We start from the raw sequence: 2,230 nt of genomic DNA on the forward strand, positions 1-2,230 counted from the left end.
CACGCATATGAGCGAACGAGGCATGCACCACATCGCGGACGACCTGTCCGAGACGTGGATCGAGGACTGGGCCGGAGCGGGCGTGGCCGAGATCGAGAACTATCTCGCGAAGCACGCCGCCTTCTTGCTCTTCCTCGAGTCCAATAAGGCCTAGCGGCCCCGAGGTTTGTCCGCGCCCCCTAGCGCGGAATATCGTGTCCCAACCAACTTGGGAGGCGACTCGTGAAGCTCGAATACCTCTGGCGCGGAACACCGGGGCACCCACTCCATCCGCCCCTCACGCACGCGACGATCGGCACCTACACGTTCGCGACCGTCGCCGCCCTCGCTGACGTGACCGGGATCAGCAACAACGCGGCGACCCACGGGTGGTGGCTTGCACTGATCTTCGGTCTGATCATCACCGGGCCCACGGCCCTGGCCGGACTGCTCGAGTGGCTGAAGATCTCGTGGGGCACGCCGCTCAAGCGCACCGCGACGACGCACATGATCATCATGCTCAGCGCAACGGTCTTCTTCCTGGCCGCGGCGATCGTCGGCCACGACAGCTTCAAGACCGGCGACGTGAGCGCCGGGCCGTTCATCCTCACGCTGATCGGCTTCGCGCTGCTTACCCTCGGCGGGATTTTCGGCGGCTCGATCGTCTTCGTGCACGGGATGCGCGTCCTGAAGCTCAAGGACGAGCCCGCCAAGGAGGCGCTCTCGCCCCTGAACCAAAGAAAGGAACAGGCCGAGGGGTAGCCCCGCTTCTCCTTTATCTCCCGAGCGAAGCGAAGGGACTAACCAACCCCGCGGAAAGTCCTACGGACTTTCCGCGGTTAAACCGAGCTGGCGCTCGATGTCGCCCTTCGGCCGGGCGCCCATTGTCGCCGCAGCCGGCTGACCATCCTTGAACAGGATCATGGTCGGGATCGACTGGACGCCGAAGCGTATTGCGAGCTCCTGCTCCTCGTCGATGTTCACCTTGACGAGCTTGATCTCGCCGTTCCGCTCCTCGACGATTCGGTCGAGGACGGGCGAGACGGCGTGGCACGGACCGCACCACTCGGCCCAGAAATCGACGAGGACAGGCTTGTCGCTCTGAAGCACTTCCTGCTCGAACGTCGACTCGGTGACCGCAGTTGTCATTGAGAGCTGTCCTTTCAGTTGGTTCGGATGGTTCTAAGGATGTGAACGCTGTCGGACGGCGCGTTGTTCCCGCTATTAGGCCTTTCGGAACGTCAGGTGCCGGCTGATCGCGCGAAAGCCGATCGACTCGTACAGCGTCGCGGCGGGCAACCCGTTGACGGGGTACACGAGACCCGTGTCCGCCCCCGCCTCGCGCGCCGCCTGCAGGGCGGCCAGGCACACGGCCGCGGCAAGCCCGCGACGACGGTGGTCAGGATGCGTGCCGACCGGCTCCAGCTCGACGATGCGGCTGCCCTCGTCAAGCCAGCACAGACAGTTCGCCGCGAAGGTGCCGTCGGCCGCGACGGCCACCCAGTCGAGTTCGGGGCGGTACGGCCAGGCGCGCATGACCTGGAGATAGCTCTCCGGGACGACCCGCGACGGCTCCCACGCGGCGCGGTGGCTCTCGGTGCGGGCCTGCAGATCCTCCTCGCCGCGGACGGTGCGGAGGACGTAGCCGTCGTGGACGCGTGGCTCGGGCAGATCGGCGAGCGAACGCGTCATATGGTCGAACCACCGGCTCTCGTCGACCGCATATCCCCGAGTGGTGAACGCTTCGACCGAGCTGGTGTCGTGCTCGAGCGCCGTCACCTCGTTCGTATCGGCCCAGTCGAGCACGTCGGCGAGCCGCCCACGATGCTGCGGATGAACCATGAAGATCAGGGATCCCGTTTCGACCCAGCCCCAGGCGACGCAGCGACCGTCTTCGAGCCACAGCCGCACCCGCACCTCGTCGAGCTTGTCCAGGTGCTGGTACATCCACCACGGCAGGTCCCCGATCGTCGCGATCACGAACGGGCCTTCGAGCCGCCAACACTTCGCCGTCAGGTCCTGCATCAGACGTAGGTCGGCGGCCCCGGAGTAGTCGCGAGCGTCCACCCTAGAATCCAACCATGGAGAAGCCGTTCCAGCCGCTGCCGTTCGTGCCGGACCACCCGGCGCTCGAGCGCGAGATCCTCGAGTGGTGGGAGACCGAGCAGATCTTCCCCCGCCTGCGCGAGCAACTCGCCGGCGGGCCGAAGTGGAGCTTCGTCGACGGCCCGAAGACGGCGAACACGACCGA

Annotated in this window: 3 protein-coding genes; 1 reads left to right on the forward strand and 2 read right to left on the reverse strand. The window is 66.1% G+C overall.

Features of this window, described 5'->3' with window-relative positions; all coding sequences use genetic code 11:
* Positions 1-222 precede the first annotated feature (222 nt).
* Positions 223-741, forward strand: coding sequence for a DUF2231 domain-containing protein (locus tag VIM54_RS07260; RefSeq protein ID WP_331900142.1), 519 nt, complete (start codon positions 223-225; stop codon positions 739-741).
* A 60-nt stretch (positions 742-801) separates the two neighbouring features.
* Here the strand turns inward: VIM54_RS07260 and trxA are convergent, their stop codons facing one another.
* Both trxA and VIM54_RS07270 read right to left on the reverse strand, forming a co-directional pair.
* Entirely contained in the window at positions 802-1,128 is a 327-nt protein-coding gene (trxA, locus tag VIM54_RS07265) for a thioredoxin (RefSeq protein WP_331900143.1), read from the reverse strand.
* 75 nt (positions 1,129-1,203) lie between these two features.
* Positions 1,204-1,959 carry a GNAT family N-acetyltransferase gene (locus tag VIM54_RS07270; protein ID WP_331900144.1) on the reverse strand — a complete coding sequence of 252 codons (756 nt, stop codon included), beginning with the start codon at positions 1,957-1,959 and terminating at the stop codon, positions 1,204-1,206.
* Positions 1,960-2,230 lie beyond the last annotated feature (271 nt).

Source organism: Lacisediminihabitans sp., assembly GCF_036569425.1.
Lineage (GTDB): Bacteria > Actinomycetota > Actinomycetes > Actinomycetales > Microbacteriaceae > Lacisediminihabitans.

Coding starts and splice junctions, on each gene's coding strand:
- trxA (WP_331900143.1), bottom strand. CDS start 1,128: ATGACAACTGCGGTCACCGAGTCGACGTTCGAGCAGGAAGTGCTTCAG.